The organism is Streptomyces sp. A012304 (genome assembly GCF_026008495.1).
Taxonomy (GTDB): domain Bacteria; phylum Actinomycetota; class Actinomycetes; order Streptomycetales; family Streptomycetaceae; genus Streptomyces.
This window is the reverse complement of the sequence record NZ_BQUN01000020.1, coordinates 1-21,828: the sequence shown is the minus strand read 5'-3', so window position 1 is coordinate 21,828 and position 21,828 is coordinate 1. Positions and strand designations below refer to the sequence as shown.

Annotated in this window: 28 protein-coding genes; 1 reads left to right on the top strand and 27 read right to left on the bottom strand. The window is 70.7% G+C overall.

What is annotated here, in order from left to right; genetic code table 11:
• Positions 1–610, top strand: a 610-nt coding sequence (locus ALMP_RS05810; RefSeq protein WP_264925129.1) for a GntR family transcriptional regulator, incomplete at its 5' end; no start/stop codon positions are given.
• A gap of 59 nt (positions 611–669) precedes the next feature.
• Here the strand turns inward: ALMP_RS05810 and ALMP_RS05805 are convergent.
• The 27 genes from ALMP_RS05805 to ALMP_RS05675 all read right to left on the bottom strand — a co-directional run bounded on the left by ALMP_RS05805 (position 670) and on the right by ALMP_RS05675 (position 21,709).
• Complete coding sequence (locus ALMP_RS05805; protein WP_264925128.1) at positions 670–1,008, bottom strand: hypothetical protein; 339 nt, start codon at positions 1,006–1,008, stop codon at positions 670–672.
• Between the two features lie 17 nt (positions 1,009–1,025).
• Entirely contained in the window at positions 1,026–1,469 is a 444-nt protein-coding gene (locus ALMP_RS05800; RefSeq protein ID WP_264925127.1) for a hypothetical protein, read from the bottom strand.
• Positions 1,469–1,726, bottom strand: coding sequence for a hypothetical protein (locus tag ALMP_RS05795; RefSeq protein ID WP_264925125.1), 258 nt, complete (start codon positions 1,724–1,726; stop codon positions 1,469–1,471). Before ALMP_RS05795 ends, ALMP_RS05800 begins: the two co-directional genes overlap by 1 nt.
• A 31-nt stretch (positions 1,727–1,757) precedes the next feature.
• A complete protein-coding gene (locus ALMP_RS05790) occupies positions 1,758–2,858 on the bottom strand; it encodes a hypothetical protein (RefSeq protein ID WP_264925124.1) in 1,101 nt (366 codons plus the stop codon).
• Between the two features lie 63 nt (positions 2,859–2,921).
• Complete coding sequence (locus ALMP_RS05785) at positions 2,922–3,413, bottom strand: hypothetical protein (RefSeq protein ID WP_264925123.1); 492 nt, start codon at positions 3,411–3,413, stop codon at positions 2,922–2,924.
• Positions 3,410–3,832: a hypothetical protein gene (locus ALMP_RS05780; protein ID WP_264925122.1), complete on the bottom strand. Its 423-nt coding sequence runs from the start codon at positions 3,830–3,832 to the stop codon at positions 3,410–3,412. The genes ALMP_RS05785 and ALMP_RS05780 overlap by 4 nt, the downstream gene beginning before the upstream one ends.
• 9 nt (positions 3,833–3,841) lie before the next feature.
• Positions 3,842–6,307 (bottom strand): LamG domain-containing protein, encoded by a 2,466-nt coding sequence (locus ALMP_RS05775; protein WP_264925121.1) that lies wholly within the window; start codon positions 6,305–6,307, stop codon positions 3,842–3,844.
• 1 nt (position 6,308) lies between these two features.
• On the bottom strand, positions 6,309–9,485 hold the full coding sequence (locus tag ALMP_RS05770; RefSeq protein WP_264925120.1) for a hypothetical protein: 3,177 nt from the start codon (positions 9,483–9,485) through the stop codon (positions 6,309–6,311).
• Between the two features lie 130 nt (positions 9,486–9,615).
• Entirely contained in the window at positions 9,616–10,092 is a 477-nt protein-coding gene (locus ALMP_RS05765) for a hypothetical protein (RefSeq protein WP_264925119.1), read from the bottom strand.
• 9 nt (positions 10,093–10,101) lie between these two features.
• Positions 10,102–10,608 (bottom strand): hypothetical protein, encoded by a 507-nt coding sequence (locus ALMP_RS05760; protein WP_264925118.1) that lies wholly within the window; start codon positions 10,606–10,608, stop codon positions 10,102–10,104.
• A 7-nt stretch (positions 10,609–10,615) separates the two neighbouring features.
• Entirely contained in the window at positions 10,616–11,602 is a 987-nt protein-coding gene (locus ALMP_RS05755; protein ID WP_264925117.1) for a phage tail tube protein, read from the bottom strand.
• Between the two features lie 3 nt (positions 11,603–11,605).
• Positions 11,606–11,812 carry a hypothetical protein gene (locus ALMP_RS05750; protein WP_264925116.1) on the bottom strand — a complete coding sequence of 69 codons (207 nt, stop codon included), beginning with the start codon at positions 11,810–11,812 and terminating at the stop codon, positions 11,606–11,608.
• A 23-nt stretch (positions 11,813–11,835) separates the two neighbouring features.
• Positions 11,836–12,300: a hypothetical protein gene (locus ALMP_RS05745; protein WP_264925115.1), complete on the bottom strand. Its 465-nt coding sequence runs from the start codon at positions 12,298–12,300 to the stop codon at positions 11,836–11,838.
• Positions 12,297–13,130 (bottom strand): hypothetical protein, encoded by an 834-nt coding sequence (locus ALMP_RS05740; RefSeq protein ID WP_264925114.1) that lies wholly within the window; start codon positions 13,128–13,130, stop codon positions 12,297–12,299. Before ALMP_RS05740 ends, ALMP_RS05745 begins: the two co-directional genes overlap by 4 nt.
• 82 nt (positions 13,131–13,212) lie before the next feature.
• Positions 13,213–13,455 (bottom strand): hypothetical protein, encoded by a 243-nt coding sequence (locus ALMP_RS05735; RefSeq protein WP_264925113.1) that lies wholly within the window; start codon positions 13,453–13,455, stop codon positions 13,213–13,215.
• Positions 13,456–13,513: 58 nt separating this feature from the next.
• A complete protein-coding gene (locus tag ALMP_RS05730) occupies positions 13,514–14,935 on the bottom strand; it encodes a phage major capsid protein (RefSeq protein ID WP_264925112.1) in 1,422 nt (473 codons plus the stop codon).
• 147 nt (positions 14,936–15,082) lie between these two features.
• Positions 15,083–15,754: an HK97 family phage prohead protease gene (locus tag ALMP_RS05725; protein ID WP_264925111.1), complete on the bottom strand. Its 672-nt coding sequence runs from the start codon at positions 15,752–15,754 to the stop codon at positions 15,083–15,085.
• A gap of 12 nt (positions 15,755–15,766) precedes the next feature.
• Positions 15,767–16,918 (bottom strand): phage portal protein, encoded by a 1,152-nt coding sequence (locus ALMP_RS05720; protein ID WP_264925110.1) that lies wholly within the window; start codon positions 16,916–16,918, stop codon positions 15,767–15,769.
• Positions 16,915–17,094, bottom strand: coding sequence for a hypothetical protein (locus ALMP_RS05715; protein WP_264925109.1), 180 nt, complete (start codon positions 17,092–17,094; stop codon positions 16,915–16,917). The genes ALMP_RS05720 and ALMP_RS05715 overlap by 4 nt, the downstream gene beginning before the upstream one ends.
• 10 nt (positions 17,095–17,104) lie before the next feature.
• Positions 17,105–18,634, bottom strand: coding sequence for a terminase (locus tag ALMP_RS05710; RefSeq protein ID WP_264925108.1), 1,530 nt, complete (start codon positions 18,632–18,634; stop codon positions 17,105–17,107).
• Entirely contained in the window at positions 18,570–18,860 is a 291-nt protein-coding gene (locus tag ALMP_RS05705; RefSeq protein WP_264925107.1) for a hypothetical protein, read from the bottom strand. The genes ALMP_RS05710 and ALMP_RS05705 overlap by 65 nt, the downstream gene beginning before the upstream one ends.
• A gap of 165 nt (positions 18,861–19,025) precedes the next feature.
• Positions 19,026–19,463, bottom strand: coding sequence for a hypothetical protein (locus ALMP_RS05700; RefSeq protein ID WP_264925106.1), 438 nt, complete (start codon positions 19,461–19,463; stop codon positions 19,026–19,028).
• Between the two features lie 211 nt (positions 19,464–19,674).
• A complete protein-coding gene (locus ALMP_RS05695; RefSeq protein ID WP_264925104.1) occupies positions 19,675–19,959 on the bottom strand; it encodes an HNH endonuclease in 285 nt (94 codons plus the stop codon).
• A 16-nt stretch (positions 19,960–19,975) separates the two neighbouring features.
• Positions 19,976–20,314: a hypothetical protein gene (locus tag ALMP_RS05690; RefSeq protein WP_264925103.1), complete on the bottom strand. Its 339-nt coding sequence runs from the start codon at positions 20,312–20,314 to the stop codon at positions 19,976–19,978.
• 207 nt (positions 20,315–20,521) lie between these two features.
• Positions 20,522–20,722 carry a hypothetical protein gene (locus ALMP_RS05685; protein ID WP_264925102.1) on the bottom strand — a complete coding sequence of 67 codons (201 nt, stop codon included), beginning with the start codon at positions 20,720–20,722 and terminating at the stop codon, positions 20,522–20,524.
• 82 nt (positions 20,723–20,804) lie between these two features.
• Positions 20,805–21,203 carry a hypothetical protein gene (locus ALMP_RS05680; RefSeq protein WP_264925101.1) on the bottom strand — a complete coding sequence of 133 codons (399 nt, stop codon included), beginning with the start codon at positions 21,201–21,203 and terminating at the stop codon, positions 20,805–20,807.
• Positions 21,203–21,709 (bottom strand): hypothetical protein, encoded by a 507-nt coding sequence (locus ALMP_RS05675; RefSeq protein WP_264925100.1) that lies wholly within the window; start codon positions 21,707–21,709, stop codon positions 21,203–21,205. Before ALMP_RS05675 ends, ALMP_RS05680 begins: the two co-directional genes overlap by 1 nt.
• Positions 21,710–21,828 lie beyond the last annotated feature (119 nt).

Sequence of the window (21,828 nt, the reverse complement as noted above, 5' to 3'; positions counted from 1 at the left end):
CGCCTACAAGGTCCTCGTCGACGACGGCCTGGTCGTCTCCCGGCACGGCGCCGGCCACTACGTCCGCAGCAAGGAGACTCCCGCCCTCCTGGTCCGCCAGCACCGCCGGCGCAGCGAGGACAGCCCGTTCGCGCAGGGCGCCGCCGAGCAGGGCGCGGTCGGCACCTGGCGGCACGACTCCACCACCGCCCAGGCCAGCGAGACCGTGGCCGCGCGTCTCGGCATCGAGCCGGGCGCCGCGGTGATGCACACCTCGTACACCTACCTTGCAGACGACCAGCCCGTGCAACTCGCCGAGTCGTGGGAGCCGCTCGCCCTCACCGGGCAGTCCCTCGTCGCCCTGCCCGAGGTCGGCCCCTACGCCGGCGTCGGCGTCGCCGCCCGCATGCGGGTCCTCGGCATCGAGGTCGGCGATCCCGTCGAGAAGGTCCGGGCCCGCATGGCCACCCGCACGGAGGCGCAGGCACTCGGCATGACGCCGCCCGGGCCGGTGCTGTTCATCGAGCGGACCTACTACGACCAGGCCACCGGGCGCGCGGTGGAGACCGCCGACATCGTGCTGCGCGGCGACCGGTGGATGGCGGTGTACGGGCAGCCGCCCACCGTCTGACCCCGGACATGACGAAGCGGCCCCCGCCGCCGCCCCGAAGGGCAGCAGCGGGGGCCGTCTCACACGCCAGTCCGGAAATAGTCCTCGACGTCATTCGGCGTCTGCTGTGGCGTGCCGCCCAGATCGACCACCTGGTCCCTGAGCGACACCGCCCAGCCCCAGATCGACCACAGCACACCGCGCACCCGAACCACCTCGGCCTTCGTCTCCGCCAGATCCTCCTTCAGCTCCGCCTTGATCGCCTCGAACGCGGCCCGGTCCTGTTCGCGCTGGTTCGGTTCCGCCTGGGCCAGCGCGGCCGCCCGAGTCGCCTCCGCCGTCGCGGCCGCCGCCCGGGTCGTAGCCCGCGCGGCGAACAGCCCAGCTACCACCATGCCGACCGTGCCGAACGCGGCCACGATCCCCGCCCAGATACTCACCCAGGCCCGCCTTCCCGGGCGGCGCGAGATACGTGGGGGACCGAATGCTCGGGCACCCGCGACGCCCACAAGATGACCCCGACGTGCGAGGTCAGGTACCAGATTGCGACGTAGGCGCCGCGGGAGTACTCGCCGCTGACGACAGCGGCCGTGTAGGCGATCGCCCACACAGTGGGGGGAACCAGCGCGGCCACGAATCCGGCCCAGTCACGGCCGACCCGCATGAACGCGCTGAACGTCGTCACGAGGCCGGCGGCGATCCACAGCCAGGCCCAGTCCTGGATGTCGCACAGCTCGGTGAGGAGACGCAGGCCCGCCGGGGCTGGCGGGTCGACGAGGAACCCCACACCCCAGCAGGTCTTGCCGATGCCCAGGATCAACAGGAAGGCGCCGCGGCGGCCCAGCAGAACGCGTAGCCGCCGGGCCGCCCGGCGAGCCATCACACGCCCTTGGCGAGGCTCGCGGAGTTCGTGACGTCGCGGAGCCTGGCGAACAGACCCTTGAGCAGGGCGAGGACGGCGCCGACTCCGCCGGCGAGGGCGGCGTACCACATGCTGCCGTCGAGGGGCTGGGTGACGGCGATGCCGCCGATGAACGCCTGGAGGAACGTGGTCAGCACGCGCTCCAGGAGGTCGCGGGCGTAGGTGCCGGCGGTCTTCACGACCGTCTGCGTGCTGGGCAGGGGGAGCTGGGACATGGGGTTCCTTCCGATGGACAGGATCAGGGGGTCAGGACGTGGCCCAGTAGGGACCGGACACGGCGCGATGCAGCAACGTCACGGGGCTGTCGTCGGGCGTCGTCACCCGCAGCTGGAAGCGCAGGTGCCGCCCGGCCGGGACCCTGCCGGACAGGGCGAACTGGTGCCCGCCGCCGCCGTGCCGCGTGATCGGCAGGTAGGCGGAAGGGGTCTTCCCCGCGGTGTCGGTCAGGTAGAAGCGGCCCTCGACGCGGGCCTCGGCCGGGGTGTCCTCGGCGAGCAGGACGTGCACGAGGGTGTCGTGCAGGCGCGGCCCGGAGTGGAGGACCGCGTCCGCCAGGGCGAGCCCGACCCACTCACCGGAGGGCAGTTCGACGTCGTTGGGGTTGGACTCGTCCAGCATCATCGGGGCCACGTCGGCTCCTTCCTTGGCGGCGGGCTGGGTCGGGGCGGGGGCGGCCGGCTGCTGGCCGCTGGCCTTGGCGTGCTCGATGACGCGGGCGAAGTCCATCGAGCCGGGGTCGCCGTGGTCGTTCTCGGGGACGTGCTGGTGGCCGCACCAGCCGGTGAAGGCCTGCCACTCGGCGTTGCTCATGCGGGCCGGGGAGGTGCCGTAGGAGGCTGGGGTGATGCCGGGCCGCCGGTTGTCCTTGCCGTAGGCGAGCCAGTCGTGGACGCAGGTGAGCGGCACGCCGTGGTAGTCGTGCAGCCAGCGCACCAGCCAGGCGACCTCGGCGAGCGCCCAGTCGGGGGCGGTGGGCCAGTGCAGGTAGTCGACGCCGGCCCGGGCCGTGCCCCAGGTCTTCGCCTTGGTGTCGTCGCAGGTGCCGACCAGTTCGATCTGGAAGGCGTTCGCGGTGTTCGTGGCCACGCCGCCGAGCTTGTTGGCGAGGGCCCGCGCGGACTCGTCGACGTCGTAGTGCTGGTACCAGCGGATCCGCTTGGCCGCGATGTCCGGGACGCCGGTCACGGTGGGGGCCATCGCGCCTCCGTTGTAGGAGGGCAGCGTGCGCCCCTCCGTGGTGTGGACGACGCCGCAGTTCACCTCCATGTCGGAGCCGGAGTAGGCGCCCTCTCCGTAGAAGTAGCGCTGTGAGGCGCCCGGAATCTTCTGGGGGCCCTGCTTGGCCATGAGCCCTCCTCGGGGCATGAGAAAACCCCGACCGTCGGCTCGGGGCGTGGTGGCGGGGCGGGGTCAGCTGGCGGTCTGGTACTCGATCTGCGCGCGGACCACGTGGGTGTTGGCCAGGGTCTCGGGCACGGTCGCGGACAGGGTCGCCGACCGGGTGTCAGTGCTGGAGGCGGGGAACGTCACGTTGAAGGCGGCGTTGCCGCCGGTCATGACGCACTGTCCGTTCCACGCGTTGGCGGCGACGAGGCGGGCGGTGCCGAGGTAGTCGACTCCGGAGGCGGAGGTGAAGGGCAGGCCGATGCTGTAGCCGCCGGAGCCGTAGGTGGTGGTCGACCCCATCGTGATCTTGACGACGGCGATGCACTTCCGGCCGACCTTGAGGTACCGGCCGGTGATCGTGCCGTTGCCGATGGCGGGGTTGGACGACGCGGTCCACGTCGGGGTGTAGGACGTCCACGCGTCGAAGATCGAGGAGAACTGGTCGCGGATCTCCTGGTTCATCAGGGCCGCGGTGACGGTCTCCCCCACGACCCAGGTTCTCGGTGCGAAGGTCACGCTCCGCCGCCTTCCTCACCGACGACCGGCGGGGACGGGTTGGCCGGGTCGAGGTCGTGCCACCAGTTCCGCAGGTAGGGCGGCAGGCTGGCCAGACTCGCTTCGACGGCGGCCGGGTCGGCGGGGAAGACCAGGTCGACCCAGCCCCACCCGCACTCGGTGCACGCGAACCGCGGGTCGGCCGGTGACACCACCTGGGCGCTGCGGCAGATGCAGTCCGCCACCCACCGGTTCTGGTTGATCCGCGCCCAGTACGGGGTCTGCTCGACGTTCCCCTCCGGCGGGACGAGACGGCGGCCCAACCTGGACTCCACCCACTTCCACACCAGCTCGGCGGCGGGCACGCCGGCCCAGGCGTCCGGGGGCAGGCTGGTCGGCGGCCGGTAGTACGCCTCGGCGCGGACGACGGCGATGGGCATGGGCTGCTCCTAGTAGGCGAGGCGGGTGGTGGAGTCGAGGACGGAGTAGGTGGGGTCGTCGAGGACCCACACGGTGTCGGTGAAGGTGGCCGAGGTGTGGAACTGGATGACGTGGCTTCGGTCTCTGATCGTCTCCGTGTAGCCCTCGACGGTGACGCGGGCCGAGGTGGCCGGCGCTTCGTCCGGCATGCCGGTGACGGAGAAGTAGCTGCTGATGTCGGCGTCGAGGATGTCGAGGTAGGTGGACATCGTGTACGCCTCGATCGGTACCTCCCGCAGCTCGGGCTGCGGGTTGGCGTAGCGGGACACCCGCCAGTACGCAGCGTCCAGCACGCTCAGGTCGGACGTCTTGAGGATGCTCAGGGCGCCCGGGTCGTAGGTGCCGAAGGCGAGGATGCTCGCGGGCGCGGTCACCCGCTGGATCGCGCCGCCCGGTCGGCTCGCCTCGATGGAGTTGACCAGCTTCTGGTCGTCGTCGGCGAGGCGGGCGCCCTTGGTCTCCAGGTCGGCGTAGGCGATGGTGAAGGCCTCGGACGCGGGGTCGGGGTTGTAGCGCAGGTCACGGGACTGGAAGGCGATCCCGTAGCCGTCCCGCTCGGCGTACAGCCGGCCGGACTCGGTGGCCTCGACCTCCCGCATCCGGGCGACGACCGAGGACCCGGCCGGCCCTTGCGAGGCGATCGGGTCGAACGTGGAGCCGAGGATCGTCACCGAGGTCAGGTCGGCGTAGCGGGCCAGGCGCTCGATCCGCTCGTCCGCCGTCTCCCCGGAGAAGCCGCTCGTGCCCGCTTCCCAGCGGATCGGGGACAGGGTGGCGGCGATGTCTCCCTGGGCGTGGGTGACGGCGACGTGGGCGATCTGCCCGTCGAAGAGGCGGGCGCCGCGGTAGCCGCCGACGTGGAGGTGGCGCAGCCCGGGGGTGTCGACGACGGACAGGGTGACCGGCCCGGCGACGCCGTCGATCCAGAGCTGCTTGTTGAGGTAGCCGTCGTGGAAGATGTGGTGCCACTCGCCGTCGTTGACCACCTGGAGGCTGTTGTAGACGGTGAGGGTGCCGCCGGCGTTGGTGTGCTCGATGCAGAGTTCCCCGGACGCGTTGATGGTCAGGACGTACTGGCAGTCCAGGTTGGAGTGGAACAGCCCGAGGATCGCCCGTGACGTCGACGTGGTCTTGATCCAGCACTCGACGTTCATCGGCGTCGTGGTGCTGATGTCCTGGAAGGTCTGGCCGAGGTCGCCGGTCAGGTACAGGCCGGCGCTCGCGCTGGCCGGGGAGACCGTCACCGAGCCGTCGCCGGTCTCGGGCAGGCCCGTGCTGCCGAACTCCAGCGTCCCGCCGGAGCCGACCTGGGTGGTGGCGAGCGCGCCGCAGCCGGAGCCGGAGAGGTCGCCGGCCGCCGCCGACCCGGACGGCTCGGTCAGCGGGTAGTACGCGGACAGGGTCGTGGCGATCGACGGCACGGACTGGTGAAGGATCTCCTCGGTCAGCATCGACTTCAGGGTCGGCAGCCGGTTCAGGCGCTTGAACAGGTCCGTGCACGAGACCGTGACCTTGCTGACCAAGCCCTCCCACTCGACCGGCCATTCGTTGACCATGCCCCAGAAGCGGGGCCGGACCTCCGCGCCGAGAAGGTCCCACTCGATGTAGCCGGCCGTGCCGCCGGTGCGGGTGGTGGGGAAGTCGACCGCGTGGGTCTGCGACGTCACCCAGGCCGGGGTGGCCAGGGTGCGGCGCGTCGTCCAGGTGAAGCCGTCACTGGAGGTCTCCCAGTAGACGGTGCCGCCGGACTCCCGCACCCGCAGCCACGCGTGGTCGATGGCGGAGTAAGTGAGGTTCACGGCGGCGCCGTCGGCGAACCCCGTCTGGGACTGGGCGCTGATGACACCGGTCCCTGCGTCGTAGCGCCAGCCGATACGGGTGCCGGACGTGGTCGACGTGACCCACATACTGGCCGCGCAGTTCGAGGATCCGTTCAGCGCAGGTACCGAACAGAGCTTCGCGGTGAGCTTGCTGCCTGCCAAGGTCCACTGTCGGGCGCTGGTGAAGTTGGTGTCGGCGCCCGGGTTGACGGGAATCCGCAGGTATCCGGCTGAGGTCTCGGTCGCGGGCGCGGTGTTCGTCACCCACGTCGCGGTGTTGACTCGGCCGTCGTCGAAGTCGTCGCCCAACTGGGCCATCGGGTAGGGCGCCGACCCGGACACCGTCGGCATCACCGCGACCGAGATCCGGATCGGGGTGTTGCGCCGCACGTAGGGGTAGAACGGGCTGGCGGCGTTGCCCGGGGTGAGGTCACCGTCCTCGTTGTCGAAGACGATCGTGGCCGTGCCCGGCTGGGTGTCCGACAGCTCATCGGACGCCCCCCGGGTGATGGTCACCCCGCGCACATCGTTGACGTACTGCGTGATGTCCGTCCACGTGATGGTGTTGGGCAGCTGCACCAGACCGCCCCACCCTGCTTCCACGAGCAGCGGCACGTCACCCTCCTACGTTGAGCGAGACGGTCGCGCCCTGCGCGCGACCGAACTGGAGCAGGACGCGCTGAAGCTCGCGGCCCACGGCCACCGGGTCCATGGCCTCGTGCACGTCGACCTGGACGTTGACGACCGTCCCGCCCCCGCCGGCGGCAGCGGCCCGGCCGAGAACGGGCCTCGTGTCGGCGACGCGTCCGGCCACGGCGCCCAGCGCGCGGTCCAGGACGGGGACGCCTTCGACCAGTCCGGCGGCCAGGCCCTGCGTGGAGTACACGCCGAGCTGGGCCATCACGGTCGACGGGCTCTTGATGCCGAGGGCCTTCTTGATGGCCGCTTCCATGCCCTTGGCGATCTTGATCATGGCGTCCTGGATCGCCTTCTGCTGGGACTCCAGTCCCTTCAGGAAGCCCTTGCCCGCGGCGGCCCCGCTGTCGTACAAGGCGTCAGCGCCCGCTCGGCCCAGCGAGTCCGAGGAGGACTTGATCTGGGACTGAAGCGAGTTGATGGCGCCGAAGGTGGCCTTGTCCGCGCCGACCAGCGCACTGGCGTAGGCGAACCCGGCCTCCGGGCCCATGTTGAGGATCTGCCGCAGCAGGTCCCGGTTGAGGCCCTTCTTCGCCAGGATCCCGATGTACGACGTGAACTGCTTGATCTGCGCCAGCTTCGAGGCGAGGCCCGACTTGATGCTGCCCGCGGTGACCTGCTCCGGCTCGAGGCCCAGGTTCGACAGGCCCGCGCCGTCCCGGGCCGACTGGGTGACGGTCGATGCGAACTGCCGCGCGGCGGTGATCGTCGCGGCGAGCTTGTCGCGTGCGGCCGCGAGACCGAGCAGCTTCTTCGTCTGCGCGTCGACCGCCCGCAGCAGACCGGCTTCCTTCGCGCCGGAGAACGCCGCCCGGATGTCCGCGGCCAGATCCTTCGCCGTGGCCTGGATCTTGTCGCGGCTGCCGGTCAGGCCGAGGATCAGGCCCTTGCCGATGTCCTTGGCCAGCGCGGTCATCTTCTTCGAGGGTGAGGCGATCTCCAGCTCGGCCTTGACCCCGGCGGTGACGGCGGCCGCCATCAACCGCGCGGAGGACAGCACGCCGTCCCGGCCGGCGGTCATCCCGCCGGCCAGACCGGCGGCGGCCGCCGACCCGGCGCCCGCCATCCCGCGCCCGCTGCCGAGAGTGTCGGCGTTGATCGCCTCGATCAGGCCGAGGTACTTCGCCGTGCTGCGGGCGTTGATGACGTACTCGCCGTCCGAGGCCCACCACATGGGGATGCTGTCCGAGGTCCCCGTGCCCGGGCCGGACAGCATCCCGCTGGGCATGCCGCCGCCCGCGAACCGCGGGGCCGGGCCGCCGTCCCTGCGGAACGGCTTCTGCACGCTGGCCTCCGCCTTCTGGTACACGGTGTTGACGTAGGTGGTGGCCACCGTTCCGTCGATGTCGCCGAGCTGCCGCCGGGCGCTGGCGATCTTCGCCTCGAGGTCCTTGATGGTCGCGATGACCGAGGCCTGCTTCGACTTCGGGACGGTGTTGAGCTTCCGCTTGGCCTCGGTCAGCTGGGCGTTCCAGCTGTTGATGTCGAGCTTCAGCTTGCCTGCGGAGAGCCGGGGGCCGGCGGCCGCCGCGAAGTCCTCGACCTTGTGCTGCGCGGTTTCCAGGCCGCCGAGGAACCCTTCCTTGAACTTGTCGAACTCGGTGTTGGCGTCCTTGAACTTGTCGCCGATGACGGGCAGGTTCCCGAACGCCGTCGCGGCACCGCTGACCAGCCCGTCGATGATGGTCAGGGCCCCGGTGGCCATGACGCGGAAGCCGCCGACGACATACGGCGCCATCTGGATGGCGAAGCCCGCGATGTCGAGGAAGGCGTTCCCGGCGACCCGGGCCATCTCCAGGATGCCGATCTTGTTCTCGTTGATGGCGTCGTTGAGGCGCTGGAGCGGCCCCTTGGCCTCTTCGACCTTGCCGAAGTTCGGGATGAGGGTGCCGACGATGGCGCTGCCGACGTCGGCGACGGTGGGCCCGATGAGGCGCAGGATGTCCGTCAAGGACTTCACGCCGTAGCCCAGGTCCTTGAAAACCGGCATGAGGGCGTGGAGGGCTTTGCCGAAGAAGTCCAGGGCGCCGGCGCCGCGCTCACCGAACCCGGTCATCAGCTCGCCCAGGAGCGGGCCGAAGGTACGGGCGACCTCCCCGCTGAACCGGCCGATCGCCGGGAGCAGCGTGTTGATCATGTTGAAGAAGCCGGTGAGGAACTTGCTGCTGCCCTCGATGCCGACCTTCAGCCCGTCGAACATGCCGGGCAGACCCTGTCCGAGCAGATCGCGGATGCCGCCGGACAGCGCGGTCAGGGTCGGCTTCGACGCGGCGCCGAAGTCCAGGAAGCTGCGGCCCAGCCGGCCGAAGCCGGACAGCATGTCGCCGACGAACATCCGGCCCAGGTCCAGGTTCGCCTTCAGGTCCTGCTGGAAGCCGGAGTCCTGGAACAGCTTGCCCGCGCCCTGGGCGGCCTTGCCGAACGCGCCGCCCAGCTGGGTCATGCCGTCGCCGAGGATCTTCACCAGGGGGCCAGCGTCCTTCAGGGCCTTGGTGAAGCCGGGCAGCATCGCCTTCTGGATGTCCTTGCCGATCCCGCCGAACTCCTTCTTCAGGCCGACGAGTTCCTTGGTGAAGTCCCGCGCCGGTTTCGGCAGCTTCTTGAGGGCTTCGGCGTACTCCTTCTTGCCCTTGCCCGCCGCCTCCATCGCTTCGCCGATGCCGGAGAAGCCGAGCTTGAGCGTGCCCGCGGCCAGACCGGCGCCGGCCATCATGGGCACCAGAGCGCCGAGGGCGGGCAGCAGGGACAGCCCGGCGATCGCCGCCACCCCGATCATCGCTCCGCCGAGGCCGCCGCCCGACTTGCCGAGGGAGACGGCCGCGTCCCCGCCCGCGCTGGAGACGTCGCCGAGGCGGCGCACCAGGACGGGCATGCCGTCGCCCATGAGGCGGGCCGCGTCTGCCGCGGAGACGAACCGGCCGTTGAGGTCGCGCAGCCGGCCGTTGGCGTCCGTGGTGAACCGCCGGACCGCTGCCGCGTTGCCCGCCATGTCGTCGTTGAGGCGGCGGTGCAGCCGGGTCGAGGCGTCCCCGGCCCCGTTCAGGACCGGGGAGAGGTTGTCGTTCCCGTCGAGGACGAACGTGAGGTGTTGCGCCATCACTCACCTCCGCGGATCTGTGCGTCGTGTCGGTCGATCCACGCGGTGAGGTAGTCGAACTCGGCCTCGGTGAGGTCTTCGACGTCCCGCTTGGTGTAGTGCAGGTACAGGCCGAACAGCGGCAGGTAGCTCAGGAAGCGGTCGGCGAAGCTTCCGTGTCCTGCGCCGGGATTGGCTCCGGCTCCGGCAGGGGCTTTTCGGGTGCCGGGTCTTTTGGGGCCGTCACGTCGGCGATCGCCCGGTCGGCGGCCTCCCGGTTGAACGCGACGTCGCGCAGCTCGTCGAACGCGGCGTCCAGGTCCTCGGTGTCCCGGTACTTCTCGAACAAGCCCGCGGCGTAGACGGCGACCTCGCGGTCGTCGAGGCGCACGACCAGTTCGTCCTCGTAGGGGTCGAAGTCGCCGTACCTGAGGGCGGCGTGGGTACGCCGCTTGATGGCCCAGGCAACGGTGCGCAGGGCGTTGACGTCGCCTTGGCGCATCCGTTCCTTGATGAGATCCCAGCGGTCGTCGGCGGTGCGCTCGATGGTCTGGATCTCGGAGGCGCGCAGGCGGCCGGCGTCGAGGGCTTCCTCGGTGCCGCCCTCGGGCTTGTAGAGGATGATCACGTTCTGCTCCTATTCGAGGCGGCGCCGGACGTCGTCCAGGACGCGGGCCACCTCTCGCTCCATACGGGGGGTGTGGCGGCGCACGACGGTGTCCCACCACGGGGGTTGCGCCCACTGGGTCACCCAGCGGCGGCGGTTGCCGAAGACGGGGTGACGGACCCGGCCGTCGTTCAGCACCTTCGGCATGTTGCGCAGGTCGGGCGGCAGCCGGCCCTTGTCGACCCACACGCGGGCCCCCGGGCTGGCGCCGGTGCGGACGCTGATACGGATCGCGTCGGCGATCGTGGCGCGCAGCGGGCGGGTTGTGGGGGACGGGCCGCCCGGGCGGGTGGACCGTCCGGGCGGGCGGATGTCCAGGCCGCGGATCGACGCCTGGAGATCGGTGCGCAGCGGCTCGGCGGCGCGCCGGATGCGGCGGTGCATGGACTGGCGGATGTTCTCGTTCCCGGCAGCGCGCAGGCGCCGCGAGAGTTCCAGCAGGCTGCCGGTGTTGAGGATCCGCACATCCTGGGTCACGGCCTGCTCACAGTGCCGTGTCGGTCGAGATGTACTCGATCTTCGGCTGGTTGGTGCCGTCGTACAGGCCGACGTAGTTGAAGGTCGGCTTGACGACGCCAAAGCCGTCGACGACCGGCGGCCCCTCGTCCAGACGGATCGCGGGCAGCGTGATCCGGAACGTCTCGAAGAACGTCGACGCGATGAGCGGGCCGACGAACTCCCACACCAGGGACGTCGCGCCGTCGCTGGTGTAGAGGTCGTCGAGGGTGGTGGCGACGTAGTCCGTCTCGATGGTGCCGGAGATCTTGACCTGGTCGTTCTCGATGGGTTCCTTCTTCAGCCCGGCCTGCCCGGCGTAGAACCGCTCCAGGTCCTGCGGCCGTTCGATCTTGCAGGACATCTTGCGGATGCCGTCGTGTGCGGTCTCCGAGCCGAACGAGCCGGTCTTGACCGCCATCTGCCCGAAGTGGAACGGGCTCATCGACGGGTACGACGCGGCCGCCAGGGTCTGCGCCTCGTCGACGTCCTTGGCGTCCACCTCGAACGATGCGGTGAGCATCTCGCCCACCCCGCACGAGAACTCGGCCGCCGTGACCTTGCAGCCGACGAACGACTTGTCCGTCACGGTCCCGGTGGTGAGCGGCACGCCCTTCTGGATCGTCAAGCTTTTCCCGGCCACGCTGGCCAGGGTGTGCGTCTGAAGGTAGGCGGCTGTCGCGCCCTGCTGCACCGGGGTGACGGACGTGCCCATGAGCGCCTGGATCAGCAGCCCCATGGACTTGTTGGTGACCTCCAGGTCGATCGACCCGGAGCCCTCGCGACGGGTCAGCACCCGTCGCGCGGACAGCGGCAGCAGCCGCCCGGCCGCGATGCCGGCGGACTGCGCCGTGGTCTTCTTCAGCGCGAGCGATTCCTTGGTGAACTCGATGAACTTCGTGGGCGCCACGAAGGTGCCGTAGGTCGACTCGGCGGCGATGCCGAGCTGGGCGCCGAGACCGGATCCGATCGCCATGGATCAGTCCTCCATCTTCTGCGGCGGCTTGGCCGCGGTCTTCTTCTTCGCGGCGCCGGGCTCCTCGATGGGCTCCCAGGTCGAGGTCTGGCACACGTAGCCCTCGAACCGCTCGTCGGGGACCTCGACCACCTGGTCGGGGTGAATCTCGCGGTCGCCGAGCTCGGGCACGGTGACCGGCTCGGGACCCAGAAAGCGCACACGCGCCATGGCGGACTCCTTGAGTGGGTGGGTCAGATACGGGCCTGGCAGGTCACCGCGAACGCGAGGCCGGCGAGGCTGCCTTCCGCCTGCGCCTGGATCAGATCGCCCGCGGTCAGGTGCGCCCACAGCACGGTCCCGCTCAGGGTCGGCGCGGCGGGGGCGGCGTTGGTGGCGCGCAGTGCCTGCTCGATCTCGCCGACCAGGGCGAACACCTCGGTGCGGCGGGCCTGCATGTCCTTGTCGCCGGCGCGCGCTTCGGCGTAGCAGAGGATCGTGAAGGCCTCGTCGCGGGTGCGGGCGCCCGCGCCGTTGAACGACTGCTCCAGCGACACTGCCGCGTCGGCGCCGGGCTGCCAACCGACGTGGATGCGCCGGAGCCTCGTGAGGTTCACCGCGACCGGGCCGTCGACGATGTCGACCTCGGCGAGCGCCGGCGCCGCTCGCAGGATCGCCAGCAGCGCGTCGACGGCGGCCGGGACGCGGGAGGTCATCATGCGAAGCCTCCGAAGTCCCGGTCCGGCTGGAGCAGCTGGAGCGCGCGGTTGGGGATCGCGTAGCCGAAGCCGGGAATCGGCTCGGTGACGGAGACGTCGTCGCCGCCTCCGATCCCGGCCAGACCCCGGGACGCGCCGTAGTTGGTGCGCCACATGTGCTGGAGGATCAGCTTCCCGGCGAGGCTGACGTGCGGCGGCACCAGCGCCCGGCCGGCGGTGTAGGTGATCCGGTAGTCGCCCTGGTCGAAGCACAGCCCGTCCGTGCGGCGCACGACGCCCGTGCTGGCGTCGACGTCCAGGACGCTTGTGTCGACGGCCTGCTGCCACGACGTCAGCGCCGTCACGGTGGTGACCGCAAGGACCGGGGTGGTGTGCAGCAGCCAGACGTCGCGGCCGCCCTGGACGACCTGCTGCACCGTGCGCCGCACCACCGCGCCCACGAAGTACTCCACCGCGGCGGTGGTCGCCTCGATGAACTCCCGCAGCTCCTCATCCTCCGAGGTGCTCGACGCGGGGATGTCGAGCTTGGCCTTGGCCTCCGCCAGCGAGAACAGCATCGGCGGCGCGGCCGGCCGCACGTTGAACACGTCGGCGTAGGCGGTCGCGTTCGCCCCGGTCGCCAGCCAGCGCACCGTGTGCCGCCCGGCCTGCACGGTCGGATAGGCGTAGGTGTAGGTGCCGGTCGATGCTGGCGCGACCGTCGGCACCGACGTGGTGGTGGCGTCGGGCAGGGTGATGGTCAGCGCCATGTTCCCCGCGTTGGCCAGGGCGCCGGCGGAGTCGCGCACGGTGGTGCTCAGCGTGACGACGTCGCCCAGGTCGTAGCTCACCTCGGTCCCCTCTCACTGCGGGTCGGGGCCCGGCCCGGGCCGCGCTGGAGCGGGGCGCGGCGACCGGACCGGACGATCGGGGCTACTTGCCGCGCGCGGTGCGCCGCGGCTTGGACTCGACGGCCGTCTCCTGGCCGTCCGAGACGGCGACGCCCAGGCGCTTCAGCTCGGCGTCGACGGCCGCCGCCCGGTCGGCCCGGTCGTGGCGCACGTAGCCCTCGCGCTCGCGCAGCAGCGCCTGTACGTAAGCCTCGTCGGCGGTGGGCACCTCGGTGACGACGTCCTCGCCGGTGCGCACGTTCGTGGCCTGTTCCTTGTCGGGCATGTCTGCCTCCCTTGCAGACGGGGCCCAGGCAGCGTCAGCCGCCCGGGCCCGGGTCGGCTCAGAACGTCGGGGTGATCAGGCCGGTGCCCGCGATGACCGAGATCGACTTCGGGTAGCGGGAGGCGTGCAGCGCCACGTAGTTGTAGAACCGCAGCAGCACGCTCAGCTGGTCGGCCTTCGTCTCGCGGAACGCCTCGGCCTGCGGGGTGCCCTCGAAGAAGATCACGTCGCTGGAGCGCAGGGTGATGATGCGGTCCTCGTTCGTGCCCGCCCCGAGGTTGGTCGGGATGTTCGGGTCGAGGAAGACCGGCAGGCCGTGCCAGGTGCCGACGAAGCCCTCCGCGTTGACTGCTTCCATCGAGGCGAGCGTGTTCTGCGGCATGTTCGCCGCGGGCACCACGAGCGGTCGGCCGGCGGTGTCGACGGCCGCGGTCATCCACGCCCACCGGCGCGGGTGCATGAAGTGCTTGTCGCCCGGCAGGAACCGGCCGGTGTGGATCTGCTGCACCGCGTCGGCGCCCTTGGGGTACAGCTCGGCGACCGTCGGGGTCGCGTCGGTGTAGGTCACGGCGTTGAGGCCGGAGACGTTGAGCAGACCGACCTTGTTGGTGGCGTTGTTGTTGATGACGAACACGTCCGCCTTCACGGCGTAGTCCGCCGCCAGGTCCGCCAGCAGGATCTGGTCCATGTTGATCGGCGACTGGTCCAGCAGCTGCTGGGCGACGACCTGCTGACCGGCGATCGTCGTGACGTTCGCGGTCACCGAGTTGGTCGTCGCGTCCGTGTTCTGCACCGCCGTGTTCTGCGTGGTCTGCTCCGCAACGGCGGTGCCGCTGGCCACGCGCGGCAGGCTGATCGAGTCGGTGCCCGGGGGCAGCGCCATCGGGCGGACCTGGTCGGCGACGACGCGGCCGCCGCGGGCCAGCGCGATGTAGTCGTTGATCATCCACAGCGGCGGCACGAACTCGCCGCCGGCACCGTCCGTGGTGGACAGAGCGCGGGCCTCCATGCCCTCCAGGGCCTTCTCGGCGCCGCGGGCGATCCGCTGGAGGCGGTCAGCCACCTCGCGGTCGTTGCGAGCCAGGCGCTCGATGGACGACGTGTCGCCCTTCATCTGCGCGCGGAACAGGTCCCGGAAGTAGGAGGTCTGCCCGCCCTTGCGGTAGGTCTCCGGCTCGGAGGTGACGGTGACGCGCTCGCGCCGCTCGCCGGCCTGCCCGTGCTGGGCGTGGATCTGGGCGGCGCGCTGCTCCCGCTTCTCGTCCTCCTCGAGGTCCTTGATGCGGGCGTCGAGCTGTTCGATCTCGGTGTCCTTGGCGCGGAGCTCGGCCCGCTTGGCGTCGAACGCGGTCTGCTGGTCGGCAGACAGCTTCTCGGCGCCGGCGTCCTCGGCGGTCTTCACGATGCCGTCGAGCTCGGTCTTCAGCGCGGCCCGGGCTTCGAGCGCGCTGCTCATCTGCTTGCGCAGGTAGGCGAGCATTGCTCGCTCCCTTCTACGGGTTGGGTGTGGGTCGCGCCCGCGTGCCGTTCGGGTGGTGGCCCAGGTGGTGGCGCGTCCTGCGGGCATGCCGCGGACCGCTCCGGCGTGGGCTCCGGCGCGTCAGGTGGTGCAGGCGTCAGGGGGTGGCTACAGGCCGAGTACGGCGGCCTGAGCCTGGTACAGCGACATGGTCGTCGGCTCCGCCTCGGCGGGCTGGAACCTGCGCGCCAGGCGCTCGTACAGCGCCCGGGCGTCCGCCTCGTCGAGGCGGTCGAAGTCGGCGGCGCGCACCGCACCGACCGACGTTGCGGGGTTCGCGCCGAAGTTCACGACGGACACGTCGCCGCGGTGCAGGTCCACCTCGAGGATGTCCCGCTGGTCGTAGTCCGGGGACCACTGCTGGCGGGTCACCCGGAACGCGAACGACATCTCATCGACGCTGCCCTCCTCGAGGGCCGCCAGCATGTCGCCGACGTCGGAACGCTTCGTCGAGACGTCCGCTTCCATGTGCAGGCCGGTGGTGTCCTCCGACAGCCGCAGCGTGCCGGCCTTGGTGTAGGCCATGGCCAGGCCGCCGTGGTTCAGCAGCAGCTGCACCTGAGGATTCTCCGCCAAGGTCTTAGCGAACGCGCCCGTGCGGACCACCTCCGAATACGGGCCCAGCCAGTCCCACATCTCGAACGGCGACTCGGTGACCGAGGCGTAGCCCTCGATCGTGGACACGTTGCTGACGCCCTTCTTGGCGCGCACCTCCAGCTGCACGGGGAACGCGCGCCGCTCGGTCCCGGACACCTTGGCCCGGTCGCTCTTGACGCTCACAGCGTCCCTCCTTCAGTCGATCTGCACCTTCGGCGCCGGGGCCACATTCGGTTCGTCGCCCCACTTCACGGGAGCCTGGTCTTCCAGGTCGCGAACCTCGTTGGGTGTCGTCCACCGGTTCTGGAGCGCGAGGGCGTGGGCACGGAAACGGGTCAGCAGGTCGGTGCGGGCGAGCGCGGCCCGGTTGAGCTTCACGTACTGGCCGGGCGGGAGGAGCGCGGTCAGCATGTTCTCGGTGCGCACCAGCCACCGGTCCAGGGCGTAGGTGAGCAGGTCGAGGCTGCGCTGCTCGACGTTGGCGTAGGTCATCGACCCGCCCGTCTCGTAGCCGAGGACCTCCGCGATGGCCGGGCCGAAGATCCGGCAGCACTCCGCCGACGTGTACCCGTTCGTCTCCAGGAACTGGCTCTCGTTCGGGGCCACCTGGATCGCCTGGTACTTCCAGCCCTGCCCGAGCACGACCGGCTCTCTGGTGCCGCGCAGCGCGGCCATGAACCGCTCCTTGGCGGTGTGGGCCTGCTCCTTGTTCAGGGCCTGGTCGGTGACCAGCAGACCGGAGGGGTGGGCGCCATCCTCGAACCACTGCTGGCCGAACCGTTCCGCCGCGATGCCCAGCCCGATCGTCGTCGCGTGGTGCGCCACCGGCGACAGGCCCATAAGCCGGCCCGGGATCACGTAGGCCCGCTGGTGCCACATCTCCGCCGCGGGCACCTCTTCCGCGCCGGCACGCCACGTCGGCAGCCCGGACTTCGGGTCGCGCCAGCCCTGCACCAGGTCCGGGTGATAGAGCACGATCTGTGTGGGGTTGCCGATCCGGTCGCGGGCGGCCACACGGCCGTTGGTGTTGCCCCGCAGCAGCAGGGACGTCATGTACTGGTAGATCCAGTCGGCGGTGCCGTAGCCCTCCCCGGACGGATCCTCCAGGACCTTGGGCAGCGGCAGCTCGCGTCGCGCGGCGCCGGTGCCCTCGTAGACGTCGATGGGCAGGATCGACGTCAGGGACGCGATCAGGTCCACCGCCGACCACACCGCCACCTTCTGCAAGCTGGCCTCAGCCTGCGCCAGGTCGACCCGAGAGAACGACGACGCCTGTGACGGCCGGGGGATCGGCGGTTCCGTGAACGGCGACCGGGTCTCCCGGCGCCGGCTGAAGAACAGGCTCACCGTGCCGCCCTCCAGTCCGCCGCCAGGCAGAACAGGCCCGCGACGGCCAGGCCGGCGGGCACGTACACCATCAGCGCCGCCCACGAGATCAGCGCGGCCCCGGTGGCGCCGGGCAGCCAGCGGACCGCCCAGCCAGCTGCGGACGCCAGGGCGCCGACCATGTTTGCCCTGGTCATCGAGCCTCCCTCACCAGATGTTGTCGAGCGGGTCGCTGGTGTCCTCGACGTCCGCGCCGAGCCCCCACTTGGCGAGCGTCCCGGCCACCAGCGGGCTGATGTCCACGGAGACGATCCGCCGGGCCCACGCCCACGCGTCGCCGAGCGGCCGCTTCTGCGCGCCCGCCAGGGCGGCGGCGAGCGGCGCCTGGTCGAGGTGGGACAGCGTCTGCTCGGTCACCGCGTCGTAGAACTGGCCGCACGCCGCGGCGACGTCGCGGGCCTTGGGCTGCACCACCTCGACGCCGAGCCGGTCTTGCAGGTCGGCGATGAGCGACCCGGCCGGGCCGCCGGCGTCGACAACCCAGCAGCGCGGCTTCCACTTCTCATGCAGGTCCACCGCCCGGTCGAGGATCCAGCCCGTGCCCGGGCGGTGGTCGACGACCTCGACGTGCGTGCCGCCGCGCCACTCGCCCGCCACGGCGATCGCCGCGTGGGAGCGCTCGGGGGTCATGTCGATCGCGAACGCCACCGGGTCCGACGGCGCGGACTCGGCGGCCGCCAGAGCCCGCCAGGCGTCCTCGCCGATGACCTGCCACGTGTCGGCACTGTCCGAGGGATAGTCGCCCACACCGAGCCTCTCCCGCGCGTAGCCGGACGCGCTCAGCGTCGCCCGCTCCCGGGCCACCTTCTCCAGCGTCAGCCGGTAGCCCACGCCCGGGTTCGACTTCAGCACGGCCTCGTCCGAGGCCGCGTCGTCGTGCGCTGTGCAGTCCTGCGGGCACTCGTCGACGTGCGGGTCCGCCGACCACTCCATGTAGGCCAGCGACGGATCCGGCACTCCCGCCTCGACCGCAGCGAGCGCGCGGCGCCGCAGCCGCCCCAGTTGCACCGACGGGGCGCCGATGCCGGCGCTGCCCAAGTACCAGATCTGCGGGTCCTCGACGGCCGCCATCGTGGGCAGCAGGGCGTCCATCTCGTTGTCACCAAGGATCATGTCCTCGTCCATCACGTTGCAGTGCCCGGTGAAGCCGCGCCCCGACCCCTTGCTGCGGGCGATGAACCGCAGCAGCTGCCCGGTGTGCAGCTCGATGCCCTCCTCGCCCACCGTCTGCCGGTACGTCTTCACGCGTTTGTGCAGGTCAGGGGTTTGCCGGATCAGTCGCTCGATCCGCTTGAACGCGTTCTTCGCCGTCTTGAACTCATGCGCCGAGTGGAGGATCAGTTCCTCCCCGCCGATGAACAGCCCCCACAGCTCACGGGCTTCGATGATCCCGCCCTTGCCGTTCTGGCGAGGAACGTTGACGGCGACCTCGAACGACGCCCAACTGCCGTCCGGCTTCTCCCCCATCCCGACCCGCAGGACGTGCTGCTGCCACGGGTCCAGGCGCAGGCCCGCCCGCGCCGCAAGGTCGATCGCCTCCTGGCCGGCGCTCGACACGGCCGGCGGCGCCGTCTGGATCGGCGGCGTCTGCCAGCCGTAGACCCGCCCGTCGTCACTCTGCGGCTGACTGCTGGCGGGCAGCCGCCCGGCGCTTCTTTCGCTGCTCAGCAATGTCATCGACCGCATCCCCCTTCGACTCGACGGGCGCCAGCTTCCGGAGGTCGGCCATGATCGAGCGCAGCTCGCGGGCGGCGACGGCCTTTGCGGTCGGAGCGTCGGTGCCGTCGATCGCCCTGGCCAGGTCGAGGGCGACGGCCGCCATACCAGGCGCCGTCTCCTCCGCATGAAGATCGTCAAGCTCAGCGGCGATCTTGTCGGCCACCGCCATGATCACCACCCCCATCACTCAGAGTGATGTCACGCAGAGTGACGTCGAGTAGAAGGGTCGAACTGAGTTCACGCGAAATGATCTTTAAAATCGGCCGCGCAAAAAATCGGGCGACAAGGGCGTTTGGGTCGCCCGGTCCTCCCCCTAAAAATTGGCCCGGCTCTCACTGGCCGGGCGTGCTCACCAGGCCCGTGACGCCTGCGGCATCGCTCCGCGTGACGCTGCCGGCCGCTGCCGGTACCACCGGGTGGCCACCCTGCGCATGTCCGGGTCGCGCATCGCGTCGATGCGCTGCATGACCACCTCGCGCCCCGGGTCGACGGTCACTATCCGTGCATCGAGCCGCTTGTACTTGGCCAGGGCCTTGCGGCTGGGCATGGTGTGGATCAGGTAGACGTCGACCTTGTCGCGCAGCGTGAACGCCTCGTCCATGGCTGCGTACCGGGCGCGGTGGGCGACGCGCAGGATGGTGGGGTCCTGGTTCCACTGGGGGGCGCCTGGTCCTGAAAGCGCGCGGGTAATGAGGTCCAGGTCGATGACGATGTCACGCGCCGTAGCATGCGCCTGGATCCACGACGACTTGCCTGCGGTCGGCGGGCCGGTGACCACGTACAGCATGCTCGCTACCGAGCGCTGTGCCGGCGCCGTCGCTCCTGGTTCAGGAGGCGCCGCACCTCCGCCTCAACCCCCTTGGACATGACGCCGTCGTAGCTGCGGACTTCAACCTGCTTGCCTGCGTCGTCGCGCCATGTCTGACGTGCGAGCCGGTATCCGCGAGCAACGTGGTGCAGGGCTCGGCGGGCGTTGGGGTAGGGCCGATAGCTCATCGTCACCATCTCCGTGAGGCTCTCTGCGGCGCCGCCTTGGGCGCCCGGGGTGTGCGGTTGCCCTTGCTGCTGTTGCACCGCCGGTGGGCGGGGCGGGCGTTGGCCCGGTCGAGGAGGTCTCCGCCGCGGCTGAGCGGGATCTCGTGGTCGAGGGTGAAGCTGAGCGGGTGGCGGGCGTCGAGCTGGTAGCCGATCTCGTGGCCGCACAGCCAGCAGGGCAGGCGCTGGGCGCGGAGCCAGGCGCAGAGCCGGCGGTAGGGGCGCCCGTTGCGGGGGTTGCCGGCCACGGGCGCCTCCGTCGCGTCAGGGAGTCGGCAGGTTGTCGAGGTCGCCGAAGTCTGGGGTGGGGATCGCGCTCTCGATCGCTTCCTCGAAGTCCTTCTTGGCCTGGTCGCTCTCCAGGTACTCGTTGAGGGTTTCCCCGGCGAGCCGTTCCAGCGTCTGCTGGTCGAGGCCGACGCAGGCGGGGTTCACCTTGGCGTCGGGCGTCTTGCCGGTGGGCATGGTCTCTTTCAGCCGCTCGGCCATGGCCTTCTTACAGGCGGGTTCGTCGGCGATGGAGCCGCCGTCTCCGTCGCTACAGCCGGTCGTGAGGGCTGCGAGGGCAAGTAGGGCGGCGCAGGCTGCGGTGCGGGTCTTCATGGTCCCCCCAAGGACGTGTGGTGCTGAGGGGGCATCATGTGCCGCGTTGAGGGTGTCTGAGGGTGTTGTGGCCGTGTTGTGACCCGCGTGGGTGGACGCGACGAAGCCCCGACCGGTGGGACCGAGCTGGGGCTTCGTCGTGCGTCTGTGGTGCCGGTTGAGGGCACAGTTGTACACCGGGATCGTGACACGGTGTCTGACCTGCGGTCAAGCCGTCTTGGCCTGCTGGCGTTCGACGATCAGGGCGGTGACGTCTTGGGCGGAGTACCAGGGCTGCCGGGGGCTGCCTCCGGAGCGGGTGAGCCGACCTCGGTGGACGAGTTGACGGACGCCGTCGAGGGTGATGCCGAGGGCCCGTGCGGTCTGGTGGGCGGTGAGGTGGCCGGGGCGGATGTTCTGCGACTCCATGACCCCATGATGCGGGAGAGCCCCACCGCGCGAGGGTGCGGTGGGGCTGGTCTCGGGGTGGGGTCAGTGGCCGCAGGCGGGCTTACTCCACCACCCGCACTCGGCGCAGTACTCGTAGCCGAGGGCGGCGAGCAGGCGCTTCAGCATCGTCGGTCACCTCCCCGCTGCTGTCCGGGTCGGTGACGTACTCGATCTCGGGATGGATGATGGTGACCCCTCCCGGCCCCTTCACCACGCTCGCGGCTCTGCCCGTCTCAACTGCGAGAACGTCGCCGTGGGAGGGGGTGGCGGTGGGGGAGGGGAGGGGTAGGTCTGTACCTTTCCGGCGGGCCGACCGGTACAGCGCCACCCACCCGGCGGCCACCACACCGAGGACACCGACCGCCTCGTCGACGGCGAACAGCGCGGCCGTACCGGCGCCGCCGAGGACGACCAGGACGCACCCGCCGGCCGCCCGGGACGGCTCCTCCTCGGCGGTCATCACAGGACTCCGTACACGGTGCCGCCGAGCCAGTTCGCGGCCTGGGCGAGGGGCACTGCGGCGAACCCGGCGACGCCGGCGGAGGTGCCGAGGGTGATGCCGCACCAGGTGCCCATCTTCAGGTCGTGGCCGTACTGGGACTTCTTCGCTGCGGCGACCATGCCGACGGTGAGGATCAGGACGATGGCGGTGCCGGTCTGGGTGAGGGGCAGGTAGGCGGTGGCGGTGGCGCTCTGCCTGGACTGGCCGCCGACGCCCCAGACGAGGGCGACGTCGCCGAGCCACGACGTGATCCACAGGGTGGTGTCGGCGATCCATCCGACGAGGCCGCCGACGGTGAGGATGGCGAGGACGCCGTAGGACCAGGCGAGGAGGAAGGGCAGCAGTTTGCCGAGGTGCTGCTGCGGCTTCTTGCGGAGGGAGGGGAGGCCGGGCCACCACTTCACGAGGGTGTAGAGGGCGATGCAGATGCCGACGGTGACGCCGCCGATGGTCACGAACTGCACGGTGGGTCCTTAGCGGTACATGGCCGCGCCGAGCGCGGTGAGGGTGAGGATGAGGGCGACGGTCCCGGTGATGCGGGGGACGTCGTGGAGCGCGACGGCGCACAGCCCGAAGAGGGCGA

Bases quoted from the DNA above. Each gene is read 5' to 3' on its own strand.
- ALMP_RS05680 (WP_264925101.1), bottom strand. From the start codon at position 21,203: ATGACCGCCGAGGAGGAGCCGTCCCGGGCGGCCGGCGGGTGCGTCCTG.
- ALMP_RS05800 (WP_264925127.1), bottom strand. From the start codon at position 1,469: ATGGCTCGCCGGGCGGCCCGGCGGCTACGCGTTCTGCTGGGCCGCCGC.
- ALMP_RS05780 (WP_264925122.1), bottom strand. From the start codon at position 3,832: ATGCCCATCGCCGTCGTCCGCGCCGAGGCGTACTACCGGCCGCCGACC.
- ALMP_RS05690 (WP_264925103.1), bottom strand. From the start codon at position 20,314: ATGAAGACCCGCACCGCAGCCTGCGCCGCCCTACTTGCCCTCGCAGCC.
- ALMP_RS05745 (WP_264925115.1), bottom strand. From the start codon at position 12,300: ATGATGACCTCCCGCGTCCCGGCCGCCGTCGACGCGCTGCTGGCGATC.
- ALMP_RS05735 (WP_264925113.1), bottom strand. From the start codon at position 13,455: ATGCCCGACAAGGAACAGGCCACGAACGTGCGCACCGGCGAGGACGTC.
- ALMP_RS05715 (WP_264925109.1), bottom strand. From the start codon at position 17,094: ATGACCAGGGCAAACATGGTCGGCGCCCTGGCGTCCGCAGCTGGCTGG.
- ALMP_RS05790 (WP_264925124.1), bottom strand. From the start codon at position 2,858: ATGGCCAAGCAGGGCCCCCAGAAGATTCCGGGCGCCTCACAGCGCTAC.
- ALMP_RS05755 (WP_264925117.1), bottom strand. From the start codon at position 11,602: ATGGCGATCGGATCCGGTCTCGGCGCCCAGCTCGGCATCGCCGCCGAG.
- ALMP_RS05700 (WP_264925106.1), bottom strand. From the start codon at position 19,463: ATGCTGTACGTGGTCACCGGCCCGCCGACCGCAGGCAAGTCGTCGTGG.
- ALMP_RS05795 (WP_264925125.1), bottom strand. From the start codon at position 1,726: ATGTCCCAGCTCCCCCTGCCCAGCACGCAGACGGTCGTGAAGACCGCC.
- ALMP_RS05685 (WP_264925102.1), bottom strand. From the start codon at position 20,722: ATGGAGTCGCAGAACATCCGCCCCGGCCACCTCACCGCCCACCAGACC.
- ALMP_RS05770 (WP_264925120.1), bottom strand. From the start codon at position 9,485: ATGGCGCAACACCTCACGTTCGTCCTCGACGGGAACGACAACCTCTCC.
- ALMP_RS05710 (WP_264925108.1), bottom strand. From the start codon at position 18,634: ATGACATTGCTGAGCAGCGAAAGAAGCGCCGGGCGGCTGCCCGCCAGC.
- ALMP_RS05705 (WP_264925107.1), bottom strand. From the start codon at position 18,860: ATGGGGGTGGTGATCATGGCGGTGGCCGACAAGATCGCCGCTGAGCTT.
- ALMP_RS05750 (WP_264925116.1), bottom strand. From the start codon at position 11,812: ATGGCGCGTGTGCGCTTTCTGGGTCCCGAGCCGGTCACCGTGCCCGAG.
- ALMP_RS05730 (WP_264925112.1), bottom strand. From the start codon at position 14,935: ATGCTCGCCTACCTGCGCAAGCAGATGAGCAGCGCGCTCGAAGCCCGG.